This window comes from bacterium (assembly GCA_031082185.1).
Classification (GTDB): domain Bacteria; phylum Sysuimicrobiota; class Sysuimicrobiia; order Sysuimicrobiales; family Humicultoraceae; genus VGFA01.
Window position 1 is genome coordinate 33069 of the sequence record JAVHLI010000011.1, and the last position, 16755, is coordinate 49823.

Annotated in this window: 18 protein-coding genes and 2 pseudogenes; 12 read left to right on the forward strand and 8 right to left on the reverse strand. The window is 65.0% G+C overall.

Annotation, left to right across the window (positions count from 1 at the left end; all coding sequences use genetic code 11):
* Positions 1–1050, reverse strand: a pseudogene (locus tag RDU83_10555) (IS630 family transposase).
* Positions 1051–1210: 160 nt separating this feature from the next.
* Between RDU83_10555 and RDU83_10560 the strand changes: the two are divergent.
* Positions 1211–1930 carry a GntR family transcriptional regulator gene (locus RDU83_10560; GenBank protein ID MDQ7841453.1) on the forward strand — a complete coding sequence of 240 codons (720 nt, stop codon included), beginning with the start codon at positions 1211–1213 and terminating at the stop codon, positions 1928–1930.
* Positions 1931–1975: 45 nt separating this feature from the next.
* Positions 1976–2500: a secondary thiamine-phosphate synthase enzyme YjbQ gene (locus RDU83_10565; protein MDQ7841454.1), complete on the forward strand. Its 525-nt coding sequence runs from the start codon at positions 1976–1978 to the stop codon at positions 2498–2500.
* 107 nt (positions 2501–2607) lie between these two features.
* Here RDU83_10565 and RDU83_10570 read toward each other — a convergent pair whose 3' ends face one another.
* Positions 2608–2907 carry a hypothetical protein gene (locus RDU83_10570; protein MDQ7841455.1) on the reverse strand — a complete coding sequence of 100 codons (300 nt, stop codon included), beginning with the start codon at positions 2905–2907 and terminating at the stop codon, positions 2608–2610.
* A gap of 238 nt (positions 2908–3145) precedes the next feature.
* On the opposite strand from RDU83_10570, the gene RDU83_10575 reads away from it, so the two are divergent.
* The 8 genes from RDU83_10575 (at position 3146) to RDU83_10610 (ending at position 8885) form a co-directional block, all read left to right on the forward strand.
* Positions 3146–3802: a response regulator transcription factor gene (locus tag RDU83_10575; GenBank protein MDQ7841456.1), complete on the forward strand. Its 657-nt coding sequence runs from the start codon at positions 3146–3148 to the stop codon at positions 3800–3802.
* Positions 3799–5181 carry a HAMP domain-containing sensor histidine kinase gene (locus RDU83_10580; protein ID MDQ7841457.1) on the forward strand — a complete coding sequence of 461 codons (1383 nt, stop codon included), beginning with the start codon at positions 3799–3801 and terminating at the stop codon, positions 5179–5181. The genes RDU83_10575 and RDU83_10580 overlap by 4 nt, the downstream gene beginning before the upstream one ends.
* Before the next feature lie 69 nt (positions 5182–5250).
* On the forward strand, positions 5251–5682 hold the full coding sequence (locus RDU83_10585) for a hypothetical protein (protein ID MDQ7841458.1): 432 nt from the start codon (positions 5251–5253) through the stop codon (positions 5680–5682).
* A gap of 55 nt (positions 5683–5737) precedes the next feature.
* A complete protein-coding gene (locus tag RDU83_10590) occupies positions 5738–6235 on the forward strand; it encodes a hypothetical protein (GenBank protein MDQ7841459.1) in 498 nt (165 codons plus the stop codon).
* A 227-nt stretch (positions 6236–6462) separates the two neighbouring features.
* Positions 6463–6948, forward strand: coding sequence for a hypothetical protein (locus tag RDU83_10595; protein MDQ7841460.1), 486 nt, complete (start codon positions 6463–6465; stop codon positions 6946–6948).
* A gap of 102 nt (positions 6949–7050) precedes the next feature.
* Positions 7051–7554: a hypothetical protein gene (locus RDU83_10600; protein MDQ7841461.1), complete on the forward strand. Its 504-nt coding sequence runs from the start codon at positions 7051–7053 to the stop codon at positions 7552–7554.
* 49 nt (positions 7555–7603) lie between these two features.
* On the forward strand, positions 7604–8509 hold the full coding sequence (locus RDU83_10605; protein MDQ7841462.1) for a 4Fe-4S binding protein: 906 nt from the start codon (positions 7604–7606) through the stop codon (positions 8507–8509).
* A 25-nt stretch (positions 8510–8534) separates the two neighbouring features.
* The gene (locus RDU83_10610) at positions 8535–8885 is read left to right on the forward strand and encodes a hypothetical protein (protein ID MDQ7841463.1); all 351 of its coding nucleotides are present in this window, start codon (positions 8535–8537) and stop codon (positions 8883–8885) included.
* 55 nt (positions 8886–8940) lie between these two features.
* On the opposite strand, the gene RDU83_10615 is transcribed toward RDU83_10610, so the two are convergent.
* The 6 genes from RDU83_10615 to RDU83_10640 form a co-directional block, all read right to left on the reverse strand.
* A complete protein-coding gene (locus RDU83_10615) occupies positions 8941–9729 on the reverse strand; it encodes an HAD-IIA family hydrolase (GenBank protein ID MDQ7841464.1) in 789 nt (262 codons plus the stop codon).
* Positions 9726–10808: an ABC transporter ATP-binding protein gene (locus tag RDU83_10620; GenBank protein ID MDQ7841465.1), complete on the reverse strand. Its 1083-nt coding sequence runs from the start codon at positions 10806–10808 to the stop codon at positions 9726–9728. Before RDU83_10620 ends, RDU83_10615 begins: the two co-directional genes overlap by 4 nt.
* Positions 10805–12634 (reverse strand): iron ABC transporter permease, encoded by a 1830-nt coding sequence (locus RDU83_10625; protein MDQ7841466.1) that lies wholly within the window; start codon positions 12632–12634, stop codon positions 10805–10807. Before RDU83_10625 ends, RDU83_10620 begins: the two co-directional genes overlap by 4 nt.
* Positions 12613–13800: a substrate-binding domain-containing protein gene (locus tag RDU83_10630; GenBank protein MDQ7841467.1), complete on the reverse strand. Its 1188-nt coding sequence runs from the start codon at positions 13798–13800 to the stop codon at positions 12613–12615. Before RDU83_10630 ends, RDU83_10625 begins: the two co-directional genes overlap by 22 nt.
* Before the next feature lie 17 nt (positions 13801–13817).
* Complete coding sequence (locus tag RDU83_10635; GenBank protein MDQ7841468.1) at positions 13818–14540, reverse strand: GntR family transcriptional regulator; 723 nt, start codon at positions 14538–14540, stop codon at positions 13818–13820.
* Positions 14541–14647: 107 nt separating this feature from the next.
* A complete protein-coding gene (locus RDU83_10640; protein MDQ7841469.1) occupies positions 14648–15169 on the reverse strand; it encodes a nitroreductase family protein in 522 nt (173 codons plus the stop codon).
* A 436-nt stretch (positions 15170–15605) separates the two neighbouring features.
* On the opposite strand from RDU83_10640, the pseudogene RDU83_10645 reads away from it, so the two are divergent.
* Positions 15606–16250, forward strand: a pseudogene (locus RDU83_10645) (trypsin-like peptidase domain-containing protein).
* Positions 16251–16273: 23 nt separating this feature from the next.
* Positions 16274–16663 carry a hypothetical protein gene (locus tag RDU83_10650; GenBank protein MDQ7841470.1) on the forward strand — a complete coding sequence of 130 codons (390 nt, stop codon included), beginning with the start codon at positions 16274–16276 and terminating at the stop codon, positions 16661–16663.
* The last annotated feature ends 92 nt before the right edge of the window (positions 16664–16755 follow it).

The window sequence follows — 16755 nt, forward strand, 5'->3', positions numbered from 1 at the left end:
CTTGATCTTGCGCATGATCGTCGATGCTGTAGCCGTCCAGATGAACGGACGGGGGTGCTTGTTGTTTTCCCGCAGGTACTGGTAGATGGCCCGCTCCAATTCGCGGACGCTGCGGAACGCGCCGCGCCGGATGCGCTTGCGGGTGATCTCGGCAAACCAGCGATCCACCAGATTGAGCCACGACGACCCCGTGGGAGTGAAGTGTAGATGGTAGCGGGGGCGCGCGGCGAACCACGCCTGCACCCGCGGATGCTTGTGCGTGCCGTAGTTGTCCAGGATCAGGTGAATCTCGCGTCGGCGCGGAACCATCCGGTCCACCCGCTCCAGGAAGGCCAGGAATTCCATGTGCCGATGCCGCGGCTGGCAGTGGCCGATCACCGTCCCGTCCAGGACGTTGAGGGCCGCAAACAGGGTCGTGGTCCCATGGCGGACGTAGTCAGGGGTCTGGCGCGCCGGGATTCCCGGCCGCAGCGGCAGACTCGGCTGCGTCCGATCCAGGGCCTGGATCTGGCTTTTCTCGTCCACGCACAGCACCAGCGCCTTATCGGGCGGGTTGAGGTACAGCCCGACCACATCCCGCAGCTTGCGGACGAAGTGGGGATCGCGACTCAACTTGAAGGTCTCGGTGCGATGCGGCTGCAGGCCGTGCGCGTGCCAGATGCGCCGCACGGTGGCCTCGCTCACCCCCTGCGCACGCGCCATACTCCGCGTACTCCAATGCGTCGCAGCCCGCGGGGTGGTGTGCAGGGTGGCATTCACGATGGCCGCCACCTTCTGGGCCCCGATCCGCTTTCGGCGGCCCGGCCGGGGCGCATCTTTGAGCAGGCCCGCAACCCCCGCCTTTGCATACCGCCGACGCCACACCAGGACCGTCGGCCGCGTGACGCCCAACTGCTTGGCCAGACCCGCGTTCGACTGGCCTTCAGCAGCGCCCAGCACGATCCGGGCACGGAGAGCCACTTTCTGGGGGGTGTTGCGACCACGCACCAGGCCTTCCAGGAGGGCACGATCTTCAGGGGCAACGGCCAGAGCTTTGGCTGGTTTCCACATGGTACCAAGACCATAGCACGAACCGCCGTGATTGTATAGTTATTTACGACGCACTACACTAGGGCCTTTTCGGGCCTTCTCGGGCGGGTCGTGCCCAGCTATGATTGGATTCTAAATCCAAAATATTGACCGGTCAATACCCCGCGCGTATACTAAAAGTATGCGGGTAGCCCACCTGCGTGTCGGACGCGCGGCCCTCTCGCGCACGACCCTATCGCGTGAGGCCTACCGGGTACTCCGCTCGGCCATACTGGGCCGGCGCCTGCCTGCCGGGCAGAAGCTGGTAGTCCGCGTTCTGGCCGAGGACCTGGGCCTCTCCCCCACGCCGGTCAAAGAGGCGCTGGCGGCCCTCGAGCGCGAGGGGCTCGTGGTAGCCGTTCCCCACAGGGGATACCGCGTCCCAACCATCACGCCGCACGACATCGAGGAGCTGTACGCGCTGCGCGAGATCATGGAAGGGCTGGCCGCGGCTCTTGCTGCGCGGCAGGGGGGCGAGCGGTGCCGCGCACAGCTCGAGCGCCTGCTGGTCCGGCAGCAGGCGCGCGTTCAGGCCGGGGATGTTGAGGGCTACGGCGACCTGGATCTCGCGTTCCACCGGTGTCTGCGCGAGGCATCGGGGAACGCGCGGCTATCCAGGGTGGCGGAGTCGTTCAACGGGCAGATCCGGCTGCTGATCAGCACCTCCGCGCAACTACCCGGTCGCCTGCCGGTGTCCCTGCAGGAGCACAAGGCGATCGTGCGGGCTGTGAAGGCCAAAGACCCCGCCGCCGCCGAGGCGGCGATGCGCCATCACGTCCAACAGGCCGGCGTCGCCATCATGGCGCACCTGAATGGCTCACCCCATTCGTCCCCAGGACCATCACCGCGGCCGCCGAAGTGAGAGCCTAGATAGGTCTAGGGGTAGGTCTAGGGGGGCGAGCGGATCATGGCTCAGCGCATAACCAGTCAGGGACGCACCGTCGAGATAGACGCCTCTTTCCGGGAGAGCCTCAAGCAGGAGGAGGTCTCGCAGTCTACGGGCGGGTCTTTCCGCAGCTACACGCTGTACCTATGGCTTCAGACCAAAGAGAGCCGGGCGATTGTCCGCCTGACGGATCGGTTGCGTAAGGCCGTCACGGACAGCGGGGTGCGCGATGGGTTCGCCCTGATCAGCGCGATGCACATCACCGCCGCGGTGTACGTGAACGATCATGAGACCGGAATCATGCAGGACATGATGGGGTTGCTCGACCATCTCGCACCCTTCCGGTCGGACTACCTCCATCACAGAACCGGCGAGGACAACGCCGACGCCCACCTCAAGAGCCTTCTGCTGCATCATCAGGTGATCGTTCCGATCACCGGTGGAGACCTGGATTTGGGACCCTGGCAGGAAGTCTTCTACGCCGAGTTCGACGGGCAGCGCCGCAAGCGGGTGCTGGTCAAGATCATCGGCCTCGCGCAGAAGTAGAGGGACCACCCGGGCGGATAGTCTCCCTGCGGTTTGCGCTCCAGGAAACCATGTGGGGCAGGCGGTGTGACCGCCTGCCCCACATGTGATTCGTTGGTGCTACTCGACTAGGCGAACCGGGCCTCGGTCGGCAGGTACTGGTCGTCGATCTCGGCGAACCTGGCCTCAGTCGGCAGCCACTGGTCGTCGATCTCGGCGAACCGGGCTTCGGTCGGCAGGTACTGGTCGTCGATCTCGGCGAACCTAGCTTCGGTCGGCAGGTACTGGTCGTCGATCTCGGCGAACCTGGCCTCGGTGGGCAGGTACTGGTCGTCGGTCTGGGCGAAGCGAGCTTCTGTCGGCAGCCAGTACGCGGATCCCGCGATGAGCGCAACTCCCGTTACCAGGGCAATCAGGGTCTTCTTCATTTTCGTTTCCTCCTTGAGTTTGTGGTTCTGAATTTCTTCCTGACCCCATTACACTGCTTCCACGCTTTCCGCACATCACACCAATGGCCGGTTGGCGGCTCCGACCTTCGGCGGATGGTATCGGTCGGCAGTAAGATGGGGCTGTGCCGGCGGTGGGGCGGCTTAGCGTCATCGGGTCAGGCCTGTTTCCCCGTGCAGCGAACCGCCGGTTTTGGGCATAGGTGGAGCAGGAGAAGTCATGGCCCGCATCTTCATCATCGAGGACGACCCCACCATCGCGGACCTGCTGAAGGTCGCCCTGCAGCACGAGGGGCACGAAGTACGCCTGGAGCCACGCGGCGATCTCGCGCCCCTCGATGAAGGGTACGACCTGGTCCTTCTCGACCTGACGCTGCCGGATGTCGACGGGCTCGATCTGGCGCGCCGGATCCGTGGGGCCTACGATCTGCCCATCATCATGGTGACGGCGCGGGGGGAGGTCCAGGACAAGGTTGCCGGGTTTTCCGTCGGTGCCGACGACTACGTAACGAAGCCCTTCAACTTTGCCGAACTGGCCGCGCGCGTCCGCGCCGTCCTCAAGCGCGCGGGTAGTGTCGTCGGCCGGCTGCAGGTCGGTCCCCTAGTCCTGGATGCGGAGACGCGCCAGGCCTGGTGGCATGAGCGCGCCTTTGACCTGTCGCCTAGGGAGTTCGACCTGCTTACGGCGCTGATGCGTAGGCCGGGGCGCGTCTTCACTCGCGAAGAGCTGCTGGACCGCGTCTGGGGCTTTGACTTCGAGGGCGAGAGCAACGTTCTGGAAGCAACCATCCGCCGCCTGCGGGAACGGCTCGGCGACAAGGAGCACCGTATCATCGCCACGGTGCGGGGTGTGGGCTACACGCTGAGGCTGCCATGACGCTACGCTGGAAGATTATGGCAACCTTCGTCCTCATCCTCGGCGTCATCGTGGTAGTGCTGAGCGCCGCGTATCATAGAGATCTGAACCGGTTCCTGCTCGACCACGCCCAGCGCACGCTGCGTGTCGAGGTCCAGCCCACGCTGGACGCCTATGCCAGCCGTCTGGCAGCCACGGGTCTGCCACTGGGTCTCCTGGTCCGCGAACTGGCCCGAGACCTGACCACGCCTGCGGCAACCGCGGTCGTGCTCGACGCCGCCGGGCGTGTCCTGGCGTCCGGCAACATCCTTTCCGAAAACCCTGACCCGTTGCCTCCAGACCCGGATGTGGTTGCGAAGGCAACACAGAGCGGCCGCGCCGTCTCGGTCGTCCAGCCCACCGGCAACGGGCGTCAGATGACCCTCTACATACCGCTGGCAGTTGCCGTGTCGGCGCCGCAGCGCGTCGCCGGTGTCGTGCAGCTCAACCGCCCGCTCGCAGACATAGACCGCTCTCTTGTTCTGGTGCGCCGGATTGTTATAGGCGCCGTCGCCGCGGCCCTGCTGGCCGGCAGCGTCCTGGCGCTCATGCTGGCCCGATACCTATCCGCGCCCCTGGAACGATTGGCAGCCACCTGCCGGGCGATTGCCGCCGGCGAGTGGGGGCGGCGCTCGGAGCTATCCCATGGTCGCGACGAGGTAGGACGGTTGGCGGCGTCCTTCGATGAGATGGTCCAGCGCCTGGAGGGGGCGTTTGCCATGCAGCATCGCTTCGCCGCCGACGCCGCTCACCAGATTAGGACGCCGCTAACCGCTTTGAGCGGCCATCTGGAGCTGCTGGAGCGAGGCGTCATTGCAGATCCTGAACGGGTCCGAGCCTCCTACCAGACCATGCGGCAGCAGATGGAGCGGCTTGACCTCTTGGTGCGAAAGCTCGTGACACTGGCCGTTTTGGACGCAGGTGTCCCGATGCGGCGGCTCCGCATCGATCTGGGGGCGCTGGCCCGAGCGGTCGCGGGCGACTTCGGTTCCGTTGCCGGCCAGCGGCTGCGGGTCGTGCACCACGGTGCGGCGTGGGCAGAGGCCGACCAAGATCAGCTCCGCGAGGCGCTGAGCAACCTGGTGGACAACGCCATCAAGCACGCGGGTCCCGAGGCCACCGTCACCATCGAGGCCTGCCCCGGGCGTCTCTCAGTGCGGGACGACGGGCCCGGGATCCCGCCGGAGCGGCTGGAGCGCATCTTCGACCGATTCTACCGACATTCGCGCACGTGGGAGGGATCCGGGTTAGGTCTGGCCATCGTGCGTAGCATCGTGGATGCGCACGGCGGAAGGGTCTGGGCGGAGAGCGCGCCCGGCCGAGGGACTGCGTTTCACGTCGAACTGCCCGTTGAACCGTAATCTTCCCGTCATCTTTCGTCATGCCGTGGTCAGCACGGCATGTTACCGTCCTGATCGGAGGGTTAGGTCATGCATCGGATTGTAATCGGGTTATGCATTGTTGCGATTGCCCTGGCAGGCCTAGGGGCCGCCGGCGTAGGGGCATCCTACGCGTCGCAGGGCGGGTCGCCTTCGGATGGAGCCGTAATCAACACCTCACAGGGCCCATCCGGCCCACAAGGACCTTCTGGCCCGCAGGGTCCGTCCAGGGCTGAGCAGGACGGGCAGCGGGCGGAGAGGGAGCTGCGCCAGGCGAAGGAGCGGTTACCCGACATGGCGACCTTAGCCCGCACCAACGAGGACACCCGGGTGCTGTTCACCATGGCGCGCCGCAACCTCGCGGTGGCCGAGGCGCACTTTGAGGCCGGCCGGTATTACCAGGCCGCGGAAGTTGCCGTTGCGGTGGTCAAGATGTCCGAAGCCATCCGTCACCTATATTGGGCTCAGGCACGACCCAACTAGGCAGTCCATGCAGCACAGCAGTCTGTACAATCTGCACAAAGGGAGGAATGGAACGATGTTCCGAATAGGCACAATCGCAGGCGTGCTGGCAGTTGCGTTCATTGCGGTACTCCCAGGCCAGATCATGGCGAACCAGATGACTGACCCTGGGGTAGCGTTGCAGAACCAGCTCCAGCAGGCCGACGGGCTAATCGCGCTTATCCGAACCGCCGTTCAGAGCGGTGATCCGGCGCTCGTGCGCATGCGCGTCCAGCAGTACGTAGCTGCGATGCACCAGATAATGAACCAGGTGCGCGCCATGCAGCGATCCGAGAATGAAGACAACGCGGTCAGGACCGTCTACCGGGCGACACACAGGCACATGGAGGCCCTGGGGATTGTCAGGAGAGAGGCGGCCGGTGAGGCTCACGGCGCCCTCGAGAGGGCGATGGAGATGTTGAGGATTTGTCAAAGGATCACAGCGGAGGCCATGAAGAGAGTTGGCGAGGGCAACCCGGACAAACCCTCCGGTGCGCCGGGCGGCCCTTCGGAAGGGGCGCCTCGAGGCAGGTAGTAGCGTTAGCCAGCATTATTGCATAGGCGCACAAGAGGGGCGCGGGGGTTGAGCCTGCGCCCCTCCTGCTGCTTACCGGAGCATTGCTTGGACCGCCCAAACTCCTCACCTAAGCTTCACATTCGCCTTACGCGCTCTTCATCCACCGGTTCTACTCTTATCCTTGAACAACACGCCCGCCGGGCCCGACCAGAGGGCCCGGAACGGGCAACGAGGAGGGAAGAGCGATGAGAACGATGTTGACAGCCGCCGGGGTCGTCCTGGCGCTGCTGGTTGTGTCGGTAGCCCCTGCCATCGCCGCTGGGCCCAGGTGGGGGACCGGTCCGGGTGCCGGCGTAGCGACGACGATTCCCGCCGACGTCCACAAGGCAATTGAGACGGCCACGCAAGCGGCCGCGGCCAGGGTTCTGAAGATGACCCAGGCCGACCTTGCCAAGGAACGGGCCGCCGGCAAGACCTTGGCGTATCTGGCAGGGGCCAAGAACGTGCCGCTGCAGACCGTACAGACGGCCGTGGTCAACGCCCGAAAGTTCGCGGTCAACCAGGCGCTGGCCTCGGGCAAGATCACCAAGGCCCAGGCAGACGCGCTACTACAGGCCGGTCCCCGCTTTGGGATGGGCAACCGGTCAGGCGCAAGCCAGCAGCACGACGATTGTTCGCAAGGCGGCCAGATGCGGGACGGCAGGGGGCACCGGTCCGGCACGGGGCGCTGACCCCGAGCCGCACCGCCCGGCGGGGCGGACCGCCTCTGTCCCGCCGGGGCAATCCTTGCAGCAAACATACCGAGACTTACTGAAAGCAGAGGAGGCATGATCGTGAGCACAACTCGTGCAAGGACCCGATGGCAGCAGCGGTTGGGTGGATTTGTACTGGCTCTGGCGCTGATTGCAGGCATCGCGGCCGCCGCAACGGCCGCCGCTGCACCCATAAGCGCCGTGGCCCGCCAGGTCCTCACCGACGCCGCAACATCCGAGTACAAAGCGCTGGCAATCTACCAGGCGATTGTCAAGAAGGTCGCCAACAAGAAGCCGTTCTCCAGCTGGGTGCGCTGCGTCCCTGAGTACATTGACGCGAATCTGAAGCCCCTCTTCGACAATTACGGTTTGGTCATGCCCCCGGTGCCTGACCCAGCCAAGGTTGCGGCCCCCGCATCGTTCAGGGATGCCTGCCGCCTGGCAAGTAAGATCGAGAACGAGAAGGTGGCGATGTACGAGCAACTCCTCAAGACCGTCAAGGAGGCCGACATCGTCGCGGCCTTGACCGTGATGCGAGATGAGGCCAAGCAGCGGTTGGATGGTGTGCTCGAGCACTGCAAGTAGCAGCCGCACACGGGGCGGACGGTCATCCCGGCTGGAAGGGAGCACCGAGATGGGAGTGCAACTCGGAGCAGTCAAGCGCAGGCCCAAGGGTCCCGCCGCCTACTGGAATGTTCAAAACGCCCGGCATCTCGTGCAGGCGGGGTTCCTGGCGACGGTCGTCAACATGGCGGTCCAGCGAGCGCTGGCAGCAGGGGGCGCCTTCGCCTCCACACCTCCGCCCGAAGCCTACTGCCCCTTCGGCGGGATCGAGACACTCTACAGGTGGGTGACCACAGGCAAGTACATCAATCATGCCGCCCCATCCAACCTGATCGTACTGGGCGCCGTGCTGCTTGGATCTCTGGCCCTCAAGTCCTCGTTTTGTGGCTGGATCTGTCCCTTCGGGACGCTCCAGGAGGCGCTGACCGGCATAACACGGTTCTTCGAGCGTCGTTTCAGGCCGGTGGCCAGACTTGCGAAGACCCTCAAGGCGCATACCAGGGGCCTTGAGGCGGTTGACCGCTATCTTCGGTGGGGCAAGTACCTGGTGCTCGCCTACTTCCTCTACGGCACGATCGTGGCTGCGCGCATGGTCTTCCGGCCGTACGATCCCTACATCACGGCCCTGAACATCAACGAAGCAACCCTCGGCCCCGGCCTGATCATCCTGATCTCCACTGTGGTCCTTTCGTTCTTCATGGAGCGGCCTTGGTGCAAGTACCTGTGCCCGCTCTCCCCGATCGTCGGGCTGGTGGGCAAACTGGCGCCGGTGAAGATCGAGCGCACCGGCACTTACTGCAAGGATTGTTCCATCTGTGGTGTCACGTGCCCGATGAACCTGCCCTTGGCGACGGCGACCCGGGTTACGGCCGTGGACTGCAACGACTGCCTGAAGTGCGTGGGCGCCTGTCCGCGTGCTGGCGCGCTGGACCTCGTCCTGCGCTGGCCGTGGGCAAAGCCGGCGGTCTTGCAGTAGTGACGAGGAAGGGAGCGAGGATACTATGCGTCTGAACCCGTACATTTACGGAATCCTGGCGGTGGTTCTGTTCCTGGGGGTCATCTACGGCGCCAAGGCGGGCGGGTTGTGGAGCACCAGCCGCAGGGCCGCCGGCCCCAGCAGGCAGATCGCGGTAGAAGTGAATTCAATGAACGCAGACGACGTCAGGGGGTCGATGACATTTGCCGAGGTCTCGAGGGCCTTTCGTATCCCGGTCGCCGATATCTATGCCGCGTTCAATCTGCCCGCTGACACGCCGCCATCCAAGCAGCTCAAGGACGTATTGCGCGCCAACAAGATAGAGGTTGACGAACTGCGCGACTGGCTGAAGAAGCGGGGGACCGGCGCGAAGTAGCGCAGGGGCAAGCCGCAAGACAGAACGCACCGTGTAGGAGGGCGGGGGAGCCGCGTCAGTCTGGAATCAGCAGCCGGCGCAGCTCGTCCAGATCCCGCACGTGCAGGTCCGGATGGACGCCCGGCTGTGGGCCGCCGACGCCTGTCCCGACGAGCACCGTGCGCAGGCCGACACGCATCCCTCCGGCCACGTCGGAATCGAGCGAGTCGCCCACCATCACGGTCTCCGAGGCGTGGATCCCGAAGTGCCTGATGGCTTCCGTGAAGAAGAACGCCGACGGCTTACCCACGACCTCAGGCTGCGTTCCCGATGCGGCCGTGAGCGCCGCGACGATGGCTCCCACGCCGGGCACGAAGACCCCGTTCGTCGAGGGCACCCGGCGGTCGAGATTCAAGGCCAGGAGCGCCGCGCCTTGATCGAGTGCCCGGACCGCCGTCGCCAGGTCGCCGTAGGTCATGCGTGGGTCGCGCCCGACGATCACGACGCGTGCCGCCATGGGATCTTTGACCACAGGCACGTTCGCCTGTTTGAGCACCGCACGCACGGCGTCGGTGCCGAGAACCAGCACCGGCGGCCGGTCGCGGAGGCGCGGATGCCTGGGAAGGACGCTGAGCGGCCCCATGACCGCCTCCGGGTTGGTCTTGATCCCGGCCTCGCTCAGCCTGACGGACAGGGCAGACGCCGTCGCGCCGGAGACGTTCGAGAGGAAGAATACGCCGCGGCCCGCCGTCCGCAGCGCGGAGATGAGCGCGACCGCTCCTGGAGCCGGCAACCCGCCGTACCAGATGCATCCGTCGAGGTCGAACATGAACTGCCGGACCCCGTCAAGCGCGACGGTGCTCACCATGCCATCCTCTCGCCGGTGCCCGCATCAAAGAAGTGGAAGTGCTCGCCGACAAACGCGATGTGGACTTCCTGGTCCGAGCTCACCCGGATGCGCCGCTCGGTCCGCACGGTCAACTGGACACCGTTGGAACGCACCTGCAGGAACTGATCCGGCCCGGCCGAGAGATCGGCGTACACGCGGAAGGGCACCGCCCCCGGCATCGCGTTCTCAAAGACCCGGCAATCCTCGGGACGGACGGCGAGCAGATAGCGCCCAGGCCGCTGTATCGGGCCGTTCGAGGAAAGGGCAAAGGCGCCCGGTACGGTCACGGTCCCCTGCTCGGTCACCTCCACGTCGAGGAAGTTCATCACTGGGTTGGCCGTGAACTCGGCGACGAACCGCGTCGCCGGCGAGCGGTACACGACATCGGGCTCGTCGTACTGCAGGACGTGGCCGTGGTCCATGACGGCGACCTTCGTGGACAGCGTGAGCGCCTCGATCTGGTCGTGCGTCACGTAGACGACGGTCATGCCCAGGTCGTGGTGCAGGCGCTTGAGCTCGGCGCGCATCTCCAGCCGGAGTTTGGCGTCGAGGTTGGAGAGCGGCTCGTCGAGCAGCAGGATGGCAGGTTCCACGGCGATCATGCGGGCGATTGCCACGCGCTGCTGCTGCCCGCCCGACAGCTCAGAGGGGTAGCGTCCCTCCATCCCGTGGAGGCGGACGCGCTCAAGGGCCTCTCGGACGCGCCGCGCGAGATCGTTCCCGCGCGCTCCGCGATGGGCAAGGCCCAGCGCGATGTTCTGGAAGACCGTCATATGGGGCCACAGCGCGTAAGACTGGAAGACGAGCCCCAGGCTTCGCCCCCCGGGCGGCACGTTGATCATCTCGGCGGACGAGAACACAGGGCGATCGTCCATCCGGATCTCACCGGCGTTGGCTTCCTCGAGCCCGGCGATCATGCGCAGCATGGTTGTCTTGCCGCAACCCGACGGGCCCAGGAGGGTGGTGAACCCTCCGGAGTCAAACTCCAGCGTCACGTCGTCAACCGCGGTGACGGATCCCCAGCGCTTGGTCAGGTTTCGAACCGCGATCCTCATGACACGCTCCTAACCCTTCCGCCGGACAGCCGGTTCAGCAGGTTCACGAGTCCCGTCACCACGAGGATGACCACGACCAGCATGACCGTGAAGGCGTCGGCAAGCTGCCGGAAGCCAACCTCGGTGTACCAGAAGGCCTGGGTGGCCATCAGGCGGATCCGGGGCGTGACCAGCATGATGTACAGGGAGAGTTCCCGCATGGTGGTTATGAACACGATCAGAGCACCCGCCAGGAATGCCGGCCGGGTGAGCGGGAACAGGATCCGCGCGAACCGCATGTGCCAGGGTATGCTCAGGACGCTTGCCGCCTCTTCAAGTTCCTTGGAAACCTGCATCTGGGCACTGATCCCGGCGCGGGCGGCGTACGGGAGCTGCTTCCCCACGGTGACGAGCAGCAGTAGAGCGAACGTCCCATAGAGCGCGGGCGCCAGGAGGCCGCCCCGCGCGAACAGCGAGAGGTAGATGGCCCCGAATGCGATTGAGGGAATCAACATCGGCACAAACGATACCTGTTCGATCAGGCGCACAACGAGACTGCCGCGCACCCTTGCCACGAGATAGCCGATCAGCAGGCCGAGGATACCGCAGACCACCCCGCCGAGCAGTCCCAGCCGGATGCTGTTCCACATCGCGGTCAGATTCAGTGGGTTTCGCAGCACGCCTGGCTCGCCATCGTTGATGCCAGGTGTGCCGGCGCCGATCCAGTGTCGCAGCGACAGGTTGCCCAGACTGTAGTCGCCCTGGTTCGCCATCAGGCTCGACCAGAACAGCAGCAGGAGCGGAAACAGGGCCACCGCGATCAGGAACAGCAGTACGGCCGCCCCGGTCGGGATGCGCCACCGCCCCAAGGATACGATGCGGGAGCGTCCGCCCTTGCCCGAGACCAGGTCGAACGATTTGCGGGTGCCAAGAACCTTGAAGTTGATGTAGAGGCCGACCGCTGCGATGGCCATTAGCGCGAGCGCCACGACGTAGGCCTGGCTTGCGCGCCCTGTCAGGTTCAGAGAGTAGATCTGTGTGGCAACCACATAGTAACGGGCCGGCAGGCCGAGGATCGCGGGCGTCCCAAACGTCCCGATGCTGCGGGCGAAGGCCAGCAGGAGCACCGAGAGGATCGCCGGCATGACTATGGGGAACGTGATCCTGGTGAGGGTCTGCCAGCGGCTCAGGCCCAGCACGTCCGCCGATTCCTCAAGCTCGGTGTTGAGGTTCTTCAGGGCGCCCGAGAGGAACAGGTACCCAAAGGGGAAGTAGTGGATGCCCAGAGCGATGACAATGGGCACGCCGCCGTACACCAGCCACTCCGGCGCCTGCCATCCCAGCGCGTACTCCAGGAATCCCCTGGGCGCCCCCACGCCCTGGTTCCGGAAGAGCGTCAACCACGCCAGCGCGATGGTCCATGATGGCAGGACATAGGGCAGCACGGCAAGCGTGGCGATGGCGCCCTTGAACGCAACATCGGTGCGGACCACCAGCCAGGCGAGAGCCCCGCCGACCACTGTTACGATCACCATGACGCCCAGGGCCACGGTCAACGTCCGCATCATGGGCAGGACAATCAGATTACGGGTGAGCTCGCTGTTCAGCACGCGCTGCCAGTGGAAGAGCGTGAAGCGCCCCACCTCGATGTCGGGGCCGGCGAACCGGGTGTCTCCGCTCTGCCAGGTCAGTGAGGTCGTCACGACCGCGAAGAGCGGCGCGACAACCAGGTAGGCCAGGACGACGAGCAGGAGGGCCGCGAGCAAGGACTGCGGAGACACAAACCGCCGCCCAGCCCACCGCGCGGCCCTCACCGCTGCAAGGGCTACCGGACGTTCGCGATCCACCAGTCCTGAACCTCGGTCTGGACTCTCCAGATCGCCTCAGGATCCATGATCTTGAAGTTGATCTTCTCGTATGGGATCCAGTGGGGATCGTCCGACGGGCGCACGTCAATACGCGCCGGCCAGTTGCCGGGCACCAAGAACGGCGCCATTCCCTGGCCGCCTTTCGCATCGCCGAAGAAGTACCGGATCAGCAGCTTGGCCGCGTTCGGGTGCGGCGCCCGATTGGCGATGTTCATGAGACTCGGGTAGGACATGCCGGCGTACGGTGTAAGCTGGGTCACCGCCCAGGCCTGCAGGTTGCCGCGCTCCGGGTCCTTCACGTCGCGGAGCTGAGAGAACACCATCGAGATGCCTATGCGGGGCTCCGTGGCATTGGGATCGCCGACCACCGGGAGTGCATCCCCGTGGCGCCGGAAGAACCGAGGCCGGTTGGCCAGGATGCCCTTCAGGAGTTCATAGCCGGCGTTCGGAGTTGTCAGGCGGAGCCGCTGCCCGAACACTCGCTCGTAGTCCTTTGCCATCGGCAGGGCGCTACCGACGAGCTGCGTGATGAAGTCCAGTGATGAGGCGTCCACCATCGGGTCAACCATCGAGAGGCGTCCGCGCCACTCGGGCCGGGTGAGGTCCCACCACGATTTGATAGGCGAGTCGGGCGATACCTTGGTGTTGTAGAAGATTCCCCGCGCCTCCAGCCGCTGCGCGACGAGCGGCTCGCGGAACTCCCGTGGAATCACCTTCACGAGCTCCGGCGGCACGAAAGCGAAGATCATGTGGCGTCTGAAGAGCCGGTGGTACTGCGCCGCGTAGCCCGACGCGTGGATTACGTCGGCGTTATAGATGCCCGCGCGCTGCTCGCGCTCAAGGCGGTCTATCGACGCCGCGGTCCCCAGTTGGAACGCCTCGAACTCGACCCCGGGGAACATTGTCTCGAACTCCTTCTTCAGCGGGGGCACCCGGGACGAACTCGTGTACACCGTCACCTTCCCCTCGCGCCGGGCGGCCAGATAGACCGCCCTCCAGTCCTCCTTGGACGGCGCGTAGGGCCCAAGGTTCGCCTGCTTCAGCCAGGCATCCACTTCGGCGGGGACGCGCGGCTGCGCGCCCGAGGGCATCACCAGCAGCACCGCCAGTACGGCGGCGATGAACAGGGGCAGGACTCTATGCATGGGTTCCTCCTCTCAACTCAACGCTCAATCCTGAGCGCTATGAAGTACCGATCTCCCCGGTAGTGACTGCGCGTCAACCCCAGCAGCCGGCCATCGCTGAGGTAGGTGACCCGCTGGACTCTCAACAGCGCGCTCCCATCGGCGACACTGAGCAGCGCCGCCTGATTCCGGTTGGCCGTTACGGCTTCCACGCGCTGATCCGCGTACGCAACGGACTGCCCCAGGGCCTCCGCCGCCAGGGCGTAGAGGGACCGCCCGAAGTCCAGGTGTTCCAGCAGACGGCCGACGACGGGAGGAAGGAGGATAGTGTTGAGGGCTATTGGCTCTCCGTCCGTCCGGCGTAGGCGGTCGATGCGGAAGACCTGGGCGTCAGGGCTCAGCCCGAGGGTCTCGGCCTCGTCAGGCGTCGCATCCGCCCAGTTCCTGGCCAATACCTCGGTGGACGGCGCCACGCCGTGGGCCCGGGCGTCCTCCTCGAAGCCCAACAGCCGATTGCCGGCGCGCTCGATCTTCGGGGCGGCCACGAACGTGCCGATGCCCCTGCGCCGAATGAGGACCCCGCTGGCGACCAGTCTGCTGAGCCCCTGCCGCACGGTCATCTTGGCTACACCGTACCTGTTGCACAGCTCGTCCTCAGTAGGGATTTGATCCCCGGAGCGGAAGGCCCCCGAGTCTATGAGCATCCTGATGTCTTGTTCGATGCGGAGGTATGCGGCGATCAGATGGGTCGAGGTAGCCATTGCCGTTCCAGCCCACCCTCGTGGTTCATATATACTTCTATACAACTATACGAAGCTAGGGAGCAACGGTCAACCGGAAACTGCAACCGCTGTGACTCAGGCCAGGATCAGGTCTGGTTCCCGAAGGACTCGTGATGCACCCTGCTCTCGTCGTACCGGGTGCGAGGGGGCTTCGTTTCGGCCGGATGGCCGACCGGCACCACGCACAGCACCCGCAGTCGGTCAGGAATGCCCAGTTCATCGCGCACATAGGCCTCGCGCTGCTCGCGAGGGTAGACCGCTACCCACACCGTCCCCAGACCGAGCCCAACGGCCGCCAGGAGCAGGTTCTCAGTGGCCGCGCTGCAGTCTTCGACCCAGTGGTCGGACGCGGCGGGATCGCCGAGTACCACGATGACCACCGGTGAGCCGTCACACATGGAGGCCCACCGATGAGTCTGGGCCAGCGCGCGGCGCCGTTCCGGGTCGCGGACCACGATGAATGCCCATGGGCGGACATCGTTGGCCGACGGCGCGGCCATGGCGGCCTGGAGCAGAGCCCTGACCTGGTCCTCGGTCACGGGGGCATCGGTGTAAGCCCGGATGCTCCGCCGCTTCAGGATCAGTTCTGGTACCGCGGTTGGTTTCATAGTCACCACTTCCTCCGGCATCTTCTTGCGCTGGAGTTGCGTCCGAGGAACCCCGTTCGCGGCAGGTCTCTCCAGGTCCTGTTATCCGCGGTCTCTGGGAGACGCTTGGGGAGGTGCCGGGGCGCCACGAGATGCCCGAAGCCTGCTGGGAATCAGTCCTGGCAGGCCCGCAGTGCACACCCCTCGATCGTCCCATCCGCAACAGCAGGATCACACCCTCGACCGGGAGAACCTAAGCCCTCGGATAGTTGACCATAGCTAGATCCGTGTGAATCGGGCCGCTTTCACGGGGGTGTCTGAAGAGATGAACGGGCGCACCGCAGTTGTGGCTACGGCACTGTTCATTGTTGGGATACTTCTTGTGCTGCCTCTGCCTGAACTCCGGGCCCAGTATGAGGAGATTGTCGCTCGTGCTAGGCCGGCCGTAGTCTTCATCATGGTCGAAACAGACCGGGGAAGGTTCTCTGGGAGCGGCTTCTTCATCGACCCGAGTGGGTATATCGTTACCAACCGACATGTCATCGAGGACGCTAGTCGCATATCTATTCAGATTCCGGACGGAAGGGTTCTCCCCGCCATCATCGTTCGATTCAGCGCGCTCTTTGACGTGGCGATACTGAAGGTTGATGGAAGTGGCTTCCCGGTACTGACATTCGGAGACTCTGACGGCGTCCAGCAGGGGCAGGAAGTGATCGTGATTGGCTATCCCAGGGCCAGTGCCCTGGGATAGGAAACGGCCACGGTGACCCGAGGCATCGTTAGCGCGTTGCGCCCAGCCCAGGGCTACATTCAACTCGACGCAGCGATGAACCCAGGGAATAGCGGCGGCCCTGTTTTGAATCGACGGGGCGAGGTGGTTGGCGTCGCTGTGTCCTCTCTGAGAGAAGCCGCCCTGGTGAATTTCGCGGTGGCGTCGAATCTCGCGCGCACCCTCTTGACCCAATTGACCGCTGTAGCCATCCCGGCGCCTAGGAGTTCCCCGAGCGCGCAGCCCCCCCCGGCCCTCAGCCAACACCTCCGCCGGCACCACAGCCGTCTCCTCCGTCCGTCCGGCCCGCCGGTACGATGTCCCCTACGTTGATTCGCCCCGGCGCAAGCATAGGGATGATTGCCCTGGATATGACGATTGACCAAGCCGTGCAGAATGCCGGGAGGTGGACGCGAAGCGGTGCCGCGACGCCGAGCGGAGTTTTCTGGTCTTGGGATGTGCATGGAAACACGTTCCGTCTGAGCCCCCGAGTCTCCGCATTCGCAAAGGACGAAAGGAGTCCGATCAACGAGATACAGACCACGAGTCCTAATTTCGCCACCCCTGGGGGCGTTCGGGTGGGCGACCCGCTGGACAGGCTCAAGGCGGAACTCGGGAGCAACTACCGGGTGAGCATGACTCTCCTGTATGATCTTCCGAATCTATCATGGGCCGGAGTATACGCAGGCTATGACCCGGCCGTAAACATGTCGGACAGGCGGGTGGTGTACTTCGGCGTAAGGTAGTGATTCCCTGAGGCCGGCGCAGTCCTGCGCCTCGGCCTCGTCGCAGACGTCAGTGCTCATTGCTGCTGGAGACGGCAGTTTGTCTATGGGGG

Bases quoted from the DNA above. Each gene is read 5' to 3' on its own strand.
- RDU83_10575 (MDQ7841456.1), top strand. From the start codon at position 3,146: ATGGCCCGCATCTTCATCATCGAGGACGACCCCACCATCGCGGACCTG.
- RDU83_10640 (MDQ7841469.1), bottom strand. From the start codon at position 15,169: ATGAAACCAACCGCGGTACCAGAACTGATCCTGAAGCGGCGGAGCATC.
- RDU83_10630 (MDQ7841467.1), bottom strand. From the start codon at position 13,800: ATGCATAGAGTCCTGCCCCTGTTCATCGCCGCCGTACTGGCGGTGCTG.
- RDU83_10585 (MDQ7841458.1), top strand. From the start codon at position 5,251: ATGCATCGGATTGTAATCGGGTTATGCATTGTTGCGATTGCCCTGGCA.
- RDU83_10580 (MDQ7841457.1), top strand. From the start codon at position 3,799: ATGACGCTACGCTGGAAGATTATGGCAACCTTCGTCCTCATCCTCGGC.
- RDU83_10635 (MDQ7841468.1), bottom strand. From the start codon at position 14,540: ATGGCTACCTCGACCCATCTGATCGCCGCATACCTCCGCATCGAACAA.
- RDU83_10590 (MDQ7841459.1), top strand. From the start codon at position 5,738: ATGTTCCGAATAGGCACAATCGCAGGCGTGCTGGCAGTTGCGTTCATT.
- RDU83_10560 (MDQ7841453.1), top strand. From the start codon at position 1,211: ATGCGGGTAGCCCACCTGCGTGTCGGACGCGCGGCCCTCTCGCGCACG.
- RDU83_10595 (MDQ7841460.1), top strand. From the start codon at position 6,463: ATGAGAACGATGTTGACAGCCGCCGGGGTCGTCCTGGCGCTGCTGGTT.
- RDU83_10605 (MDQ7841462.1), top strand. From the start codon at position 7,604: ATGGGAGTGCAACTCGGAGCAGTCAAGCGCAGGCCCAAGGGTCCCGCC.
- RDU83_10565 (MDQ7841454.1), top strand. From the start codon at position 1,976: ATGGCTCAGCGCATAACCAGTCAGGGACGCACCGTCGAGATAGACGCC.
- RDU83_10570 (MDQ7841455.1), bottom strand. From the start codon at position 2,907: ATGAAGAAGACCCTGATTGCCCTGGTAACGGGAGTTGCGCTCATCGCG.
- RDU83_10620 (MDQ7841465.1), bottom strand. From the start codon at position 10,808: ATGAGGATCGCGGTTCGAAACCTGACCAAGCGCTGGGGATCCGTCACC.
- RDU83_10650 (MDQ7841470.1), top strand. From the start codon at position 16,274: ATGATTGCCCTGGATATGACGATTGACCAAGCCGTGCAGAATGCCGGG.
- RDU83_10610 (MDQ7841463.1), top strand. From the start codon at position 8,535: ATGCGTCTGAACCCGTACATTTACGGAATCCTGGCGGTGGTTCTGTTC.